Below are 6,781 nucleotides of genomic sequence, written 5' to 3'. Positions count from 1 at the left end.
CGCCATGTGAGAGTAGGGCATTATCAATCTATGAATTTGCGGAGCGGTAGTTCAGCTGGTTAGAATACCTGCCTGTCACGCAGGGGGTCGCGGGTTCGAGTCCCGTCCGTTCCGCCAACTTATTTGATAACCGATTAGTTTATAGCTAATCGGTTTTTTCGTTTTTATGCTCTGTGAATTCTGCTAGAATTTGCAAAATTATAAACAAAAATACCCGCTTGTATGGCTGTGCTTGACCCGATTATTGAACAATTTCTTGATACGTTATGGCAAGAACACGGTTTGTCTGAAAATACGATAGCCTCTTATCGTTCTGATCTAGAACGTTTTTCTGATTATTTTTCTGAACCAAAGGCTTTCTTATCTATTGATCATATCGACTTACAGGGGTTTTTAGGCGAGCGTTTAGAGCAAGGATATAAGGCAACCAGTTCAGCCCGAATGTTAAGTTGTTTGCGGAAGTTCTTCCGGTTTTTAAACCTTGAGAACTATCGTAAAGATGACCCAACCCTTAAGCTCACTTCGCCGAAACGAGGTGCGCATCTACCTAAATCGCTAAGTGAAGAGCAGGTGATGGATTTGCTTGATGTACCAAATACGCTAGATCCTATCGAATTGCGTGATAAAGCAATGCTAGAGCTGCTTTATGCAACAGGTTTGCGTGTAACGGAGCTGGTTTCGCTTTCAACCGATAATATCAGCTTAAAGCAAGGTGTAGTGAGAATTATCGGGAAAGGGGACAAAGAGCGGTTAGTGCCATTGGGTGAGGAAGCAAATTATTGGATACAAGAATTCTTCCAATATGGTCGCCCGATTTTGTTGAATAATCAGCAATCTGACGTGGTGTTCCCAAGCAGACGAGGGCAGCAGATGACAAGGCAGACCTTTTGGCATCGGATAAAGCATTATGCGGTCCTAGCTGGAATTGATGCCGATAAACTCTCGCCACACGTTCTTCGCCACGCCTTTGCAACCCATTTAGTCAATCACGGTGCGGATTTACGCGTGGTACAAATGCTACTTGGACATAGCGATTTATCCACCACACAAATTTACACCCAAGTGGCGAAAGCTCGTTTGAAATCGTTGCACCAGAAATTCCACCCGAGAGGCTAATTTTTGATACAAGCCACAAATTCATCTTGCCAAAAAACGAGCAATGTGTGGCTTCTTTCCCACACTGGCACATTGTGTTGTTGCCAGATTTTTTTCATCTCTTCCTGATGCGGTTTTCCATAGCATTTCACTTTACCTTGTTGTCCGATTGTAAGTGAAACCTCCTCGTAAGCTAACGCTTCGGGTAATAACAAGCGGTCTATTTTGTCATTTTTTTTGCAAATGATCTCTTGCTGATTACGAGTAATTTTTCCGAGTTGATAAGGAAGATCTAGCTTTGTTTGAGATCCTAATTTTATTTCAAATGCAGGAATTTCAGGGAGCTCATCAGTGATATAGAGAGCTTGTTGATAGCGCCTAATCACCTTTTCCCCGATTTTAACTTGAGGATTCTTATCCGTATTTGCAAAAATTAACTCAAAAATTACCGCTTGTAATTGAGCTTGGCTCGGCATCATCACACCGTATTTTTCCAACCATAATCGGATTAATTGTTGCTGTTTGAGTAATGAAAAATCCTGAAACTGAACAATAGAAAGTTGTTTTTTTTCGCCTATTCTTTGGGTTAATTCATCATTGAGCAGTTCTCTGATAAGTTCTTGTTGCTCTGTACAATGTTGAGCAGAACGAGCAACCATCTGGCTGAATTGTTGCCAACGTTGGTTTAATAAAGGTAAGACTTCATTGCGGAGGAAATTGCGATCGTAGCGGTTATCTGCATTGCTCTCATCTTCAATCCACTCAAGCTGATGTTGGGTGGCGTAAGCCAAGATTTCCGCTTTGCTAAAGGGTAATAGCGGTCGAAAAACGGTAAAATCTTGCAAGAAAGTAACCGCTTGCATTGCGGATAGTCCTTTAATACCGCTCCCACGTTTTAAGGCGAGAAAAAAGGTTTCCGCTTGGTCATCTAAATGATGGGCTGTAGCCAAAACTTCATTGGGCTTTAAATGTTGTTGAATCGCTTGATAGCGAGCGTCTCTCGCTCCGCTTTCCACGCCGTTGTTTGTATCAACGGTTACTTTTTGCAAAATAAACGGAATATTTAACCGCTTGCAATATTGCTCACAGAATGTCGCCCAGCTATCGGCATTCGGGCTGAGTCCGTGATGGATATAAATTGCCCGAATGTTGAAACCTGTACGAGAAAAAAGGTGGAGTAAAGTGACGGAATCTATACCACCGCTTAACCCAACCAAAAAATCTTGTGTGTTGGGTAGCCATTGTTCGCATTGTTGTTGAAAACGTTGAAGGAGAGGCATTTATTTCCCCCTATTTTTCTGACTACGGAGATTATCGCCATCTGTTTTATTTAAAAAGAGTAAGAAGAGAGCTAACAATAGCCCAAAAATACTCACTGTGAAAAACGTAGAGCTAAATGCTTGCTGTAATTGCTCGCCTTGTTCGCCATAATTTTTTCGGTATAAGGCTAAAATGACAGAAGCAACCGCAATGCCAAAACCAATTCCCACTTGTTGTACGGCACTTAAAAAAGTTGAGCCAGCACTAGCTTCTTTATCCTTTAAATCCGCAATGGTTAGCGTATTAATGCTAGTAAAAATAATTGAATTACACATACCATTGATAAATAGAATAAGCACAAGAAGCCAAATAGGGGTTTGTTTATCCATAAAGCCTAGTGTGAAAATAATCACACTCATCGCAATAGCTCCTGAAATAAGCGTGTATTTATAGCCTAGTCGCATTAATATTTTGCCAACAACGGATTTCGCTAAAATAGCTCCCACCGCAATAGGGGCGAGCAACAAGCCTGCTAAATCAGCACGATAACCAAAGCTAACTTGTAACATTAATGGCACTAAAAATGGCACGCCAGAATTGCATAAACGGTTAATCAGATTTGCGATCATTCCAATGGAGAAGGTGCGAGTTTTAAATAGACTTAACGACAAAATAGGATTAATCGCTCGTTTAGCGTAAAAGATGTAAATTGCCATTAGTAATAAGCCAATAGCAATGATGAGTAACGCTCGGAAGCTGTTATTTAAGTCTTCGCCGATTAATTCCAAGCCAAAGGTAAAGCTAACTAAGCCGAAAGCAAATAATAGAAAACCGATAAAGTCGAATTTTTCGGTTTCTTGCGTGAGATTAGGCATATATTTGCCTGAAATGTAAATCCCTAATATGCCCATTGGGATATTAATCAAAAAAATCCAATGCCAACTTGCAAAAGTAGCCAGCCAGCCGCCTACAATAGGCCCAAGTATAGGCCCGATTAAGCCCGCCATTGCCATAGTGTTCCACGTTGCGACTAATTCTGATTTTGGCACTATCCGAATAATCGTAAGGCGTGCAACGGGCATCATCAACGCACCACCAATACCTTGAAATATACGAGTAAGCACTAATATTTCTAAGGTTTGCGACATTGCACAGCAGATCGAACCTAACACAAACAAAACCACAGCCAAGCGAAAGATTTTCAGCATGCCGAATTTATCCGCCAACCAACCACTTAATGGAATGAGTGCAGCAATGGTTAAAGCATAACTAATTACTGCCATTTGCATTTCAAGTGGCGATTCGTGCATATCCGCAGAAATAGCAGGTAAAGCGGTGTTTAAAATGGTGCTGTCTAAGGTTTGCATAAAGAAAGCTGAGGCGGCAATCCACGCTAAGCCTTTATAGGAAACATTTTCGGTTGCTATAGCCATAAGCTACCTTTTATGATGATTTAAAACAAGCGGTCATATTTTGATGAAATTTTGCGAATACAATCAAATCTGCAAAATGCAGAAAAAATATCACCGCTTGTGATGATTATTTACCGATACAAAACGAGCTGAAGATATTGCCGAGAAGATCATCAGAGGTAAATTGCCCTGTGATTTCACTTAACGCATTTTGCACTAATCGCAATTCTTCCGCTAAGAGTTCGCCCGCTAAGAATTGAGTAAGCTGGATATGCCCACGCTCTAAATGCTCGGCAGCAGTTTCAAGTGCTTGTAAATGACGGCGGCGAGCTAAGAATCCACCCTCTGTTGAGCTTTGGTAGCCCATTGATTTTTTCAAATGCTCACGCAGTAAATCTACGCCTACTTTGGTTTGAGCGGAGAGGCGAATCACCGTGAAATCGTCCACTTGAATCAAGCCTTCAGCCTCGCCAGATAAATCTACTTTGTTGCGAATAACGGTAACAGGCATATTGGCTGGCAATTTGGCTAGGAAATCTGCCCATTCACTGCGGAACTGATCGGCTTGCTGCTCGGTGCTGTCAATCATCAATAAAACGTGATCGGCTTGAGCGATTTCGTCCCACGCTCGAGCAATACCAATACGTTCGACTTCATCACTCGCATCACGCAAACCTGCGGTGTCGATAATATGCAGCGGCATTCCATCAATGTGAATATGCTCACGCAGAACATCACGAGTTGTACCTGCAATGTTGGTAACGATTGCCGCTTCTCGCCCCGCTAATGCGTTTAGTAGGCTTGATTTCCCTGCATTTGGGCGGCCAGCAATCACCACTTTCATCCCCTCACGCAAAATAGAGCCTTGCTTTGCCTCACGGCGAACGCCGTCTAATTGGGAGATAATTTCATTTAATTTCGCTTCAATTTTACCATCGGCTAAAAAGTCGATTTCTTCATCGGGGAAATCGATAGCTGCTTCCACATAGGTTCGCAAGTAAATCACATTATCTACTAATTCATTGATTTTGTTAGAAAATTCCCCTTGTAGTGATTTCAAGGCGGAACGAGCGGCTTGCTCGCTGGTGGCGTCGATTAAATCCGCAATCGCTTCAGCTTGGGCAAGATCGAGCTTATCGTTTAAAAATGCTTGTTCGGAAAATTCGCCTGCGCGGGCAATGCGTAGCCCTTTGACTTGCAAAATGCGTTTTAACAATAGGTCTAAAATAATTTGACCGCCGTGTCCTTGCAATTCAAGCACATCTTCGCCGGTAAAGGAATTTGGGGCTTTGAAGAACAGGGCGATGCCTTGATCTAACACCGTACCGTCTTCATCTTTAAAGGGCAAATAATTTGCTACACGGGGCGATAATTTTTTACCTAGCACCGCTTCAGCCACATTTTCTGCTAATGGGCCGGAAACTCGCAAAATCCCAACACCGCCACGACCAATCGGGGTGGCTTGGGCAACAATAGTATCTTTCATTTTTTTGTTCATTGTAGGGGCGAGTCCTGTGCTCGCCCGTAATTTATTAGGGATATTTGGGCAGGCACAGGACCAGCCCCTACATATCGCTCTATAATACCGAAACCCAGCCCAAAGGTAAAACAAAAGCCGATTGCTCGTATCCAGCCGAAAGAGTAGAATGTCGTTCTTTATTTAAACAATTTCACTCGATTTAATGTCTTTAGAAAAACTTTTACTTCTTCGCCGATTTATCTCCACCACCGCATTTTTTTCAATGCAAAGCGTGTTTTTCTTTTACTTAAAAGGAAAAGGATTAGATAACGCACAAATCGCTTTCTCGCTCTCATTATTGCTGTTTTGCAACCAAGCCTTAGCTATTTTGGCAGGCATTTGGGGAGATCGCTACGGTTTAGCCAAAATGATGTTACTCGGCTGTTTCTTAGATGTGGTCGCCTATATGCTATTTTTAGCGGCAGATAACTATATTATTTTGCTGATGGCGACAACTTGTTTCGGCTTAGGTAGTTGCTTGTTCGGCACAAATGCAAGAGCTTGTTTGCTTGCCCTTGCAGGCAATGAATATGCTTCAAAAACTCGCTTACAAGGGAAGTATCTCAAAGTAACCAGTATGTCTTCAATGTTAGCACCGCTTATCATTATTCCGTTCATTAAGTTTGAGATGATTGAAACGCTGATTTGGATCTGCTTTATTTTAGAGGCGGTATTATTTGTGTTTATGGTTAAACCATTTTCTGCGGTGGAAGGCATTAGCGGCGGCGTGAAATTTCGTTTCTCGCAAATCAAAGAAATCATTACCAAAGAGTTTTTATTTGCTCACTTAATGTTATTTGTACCCCTTAGTGTGGCGTCTTCATACTTTATTATTTTCCCCTATCTGTTTGATAAAGTGCTGAATGCTCCGGAACATTCGCCGATTGCGTTGTTTATTAACGGCATTTTAACCGTGAGTTTGCAATCAACTTTTTCCCGTAAAATCAACCTAACCAAACAGCAACTGATTTGGGTTTCGCCATTATTAGCGGTGGCAATTATTGCCCCTTGGTTTATTGCGGTAAAATTCGCCACATTAACCGCAGCCTATATTTACACCGTGATTTTCACGGTGGTGGAAGTTTTTGCCCTAACCGCAATGGCAAATTTATTAGTGAAGTTTGACAACGGCACACATCGAGGCTTTATTTTCGGCTCATCAAGGCTGATTTTGTCGATTACAACAGTGATTACAATGAATTTAGTGCCTGTGATTTTTTTTGTTTAAGCAACAAGCGGTGGTTTATTACTCGCTACGCTCGCTCTTTCGGAGTCGTTGGCAAAGCCAACGTTCAAACGCAAGTGTTTGTTCCCATTTTGCAAAGAAAAAGCCGTTAGTGAAAGGTTTCATTAACGGCTTATATTATTTATTGGGGCTGTCCTAGATAACTAACCTAAACCCCCTTTAACCAATTGTTTTAAAAGGAATATTTGAGATTTTAAGTCACTGTGATTAAAACGCCATTCGCATTCTTTCAAATATAGCTCAAAATGG

5 protein-coding genes, 1 tRNA gene and 1 pseudogene are annotated in these 6,781 nt (G+C 41.7%); 3 read left to right on the top strand and 4 right to left on the bottom strand.

Annotated elements, in window-relative coordinates; genetic code table 11:
• Window positions 1-40: 40 nt before the first annotated feature.
• Window positions 41-117, top strand: a tRNA-Asp gene (locus ACERCF_RS12205).
• A 105-nt stretch (window positions 118-222) separates the two neighbouring features.
• The gene (gene xerD, locus ACERCF_RS12200) at window positions 223-1,116 is read left to right on the top strand and encodes a site-specific tyrosine recombinase XerD (protein ID WP_373625740.1); all 894 of its coding nucleotides are present in this window, start codon (window positions 223-225) and stop codon (window positions 1,114-1,116) included.
• Here the strand turns inward: xerD and tilS are convergent.
• The 3 genes from tilS to mnmE all read right to left on the bottom strand — a co-directional run bounded on the left by tilS (window position 1,113) and on the right by mnmE (window position 5,253).
• The gene (tilS, locus tag ACERCF_RS12195) at window positions 1,113-2,375 is read right to left on the bottom strand and encodes a tRNA lysidine(34) synthetase TilS (protein ID WP_373625739.1); all 1,263 of its coding nucleotides are present in this window, start codon (window positions 2,373-2,375) and stop codon (window positions 1,113-1,115) included. The two genes, xerD and tilS, sit on opposite strands and share 4 nt — an antisense overlap.
• On the bottom strand, window positions 2,376-3,788 hold the full coding sequence (locus tag ACERCF_RS12190; protein WP_373625738.1) for a DHA2 family efflux MFS transporter permease subunit: 1,413 nt from the start codon (window positions 3,786-3,788) through the stop codon (window positions 2,376-2,378). It lies immediately after the preceding gene.
• A 106-nt stretch (window positions 3,789-3,894) separates the two neighbouring features.
• A complete protein-coding gene (gene mnmE, locus ACERCF_RS12185; RefSeq protein ID WP_373625737.1) occupies window positions 3,895-5,253 on the bottom strand; it encodes a tRNA uridine-5-carboxymethylaminomethyl(34) synthesis GTPase MnmE in 1,359 nt (452 codons plus the stop codon).
• 196 nt (window positions 5,254-5,449) lie between these two features.
• On the opposite strand from mnmE, the gene ACERCF_RS12180 reads away from it, so the two are divergent.
• On the top strand, window positions 5,450-6,514 hold the full coding sequence (locus tag ACERCF_RS12180; RefSeq protein ID WP_373625736.1) for an MFS transporter: 1,065 nt from the start codon (window positions 5,450-5,452) through the stop codon (window positions 6,512-6,514).
• Window positions 6,515-6,675: 161 nt separating this feature from the next.
• On the opposite strand, the pseudogene ACERCF_RS12175 reads toward ACERCF_RS12180, so the two are convergent.
• Window positions 6,676-6,781: pseudogene (locus tag ACERCF_RS12175) on the bottom strand (IS1595 family transposase); the annotation flags it as partial.

It is taken from the genome of Mannheimia kashgarensis (assembly GCF_041807705.1).
GTDB lineage: Bacteria > Pseudomonadota > Gammaproteobacteria > Enterobacterales > Pasteurellaceae > Mannheimia.
This window is presented reverse-complemented; position numbering and strand designations above follow the sequence as displayed.

Excerpts from the sequence above, each read along its gene's own strand:
- xerD (WP_373625740.1), top strand. The coding sequence starts at position 223 with ATGGCTGTGCTTGACCCGATTATTGAACAATTTCTTGATACGTTATGG.
- mnmE (WP_373625737.1), bottom strand. The coding sequence starts at position 5,253 with ATGAAAGATACTATTGTTGCCCAAGCCACCCCGATTGGTCGTGGCGGT.
- ACERCF_RS12190 (WP_373625738.1), bottom strand. The coding sequence starts at position 3,788 with ATGGCTATAGCAACCGAAAATGTTTCCTATAAAGGCTTAGCGTGGATT.
- ACERCF_RS12180 (WP_373625736.1), top strand. The coding sequence starts at position 5,450 with ATGTCTTTAGAAAAACTTTTACTTCTTCGCCGATTTATCTCCACCACC.
- tilS (WP_373625739.1), bottom strand. The coding sequence starts at position 2,375 with ATGCCTCTCCTTCAACGTTTTCAACAACAATGCGAACAATGGCTACCC.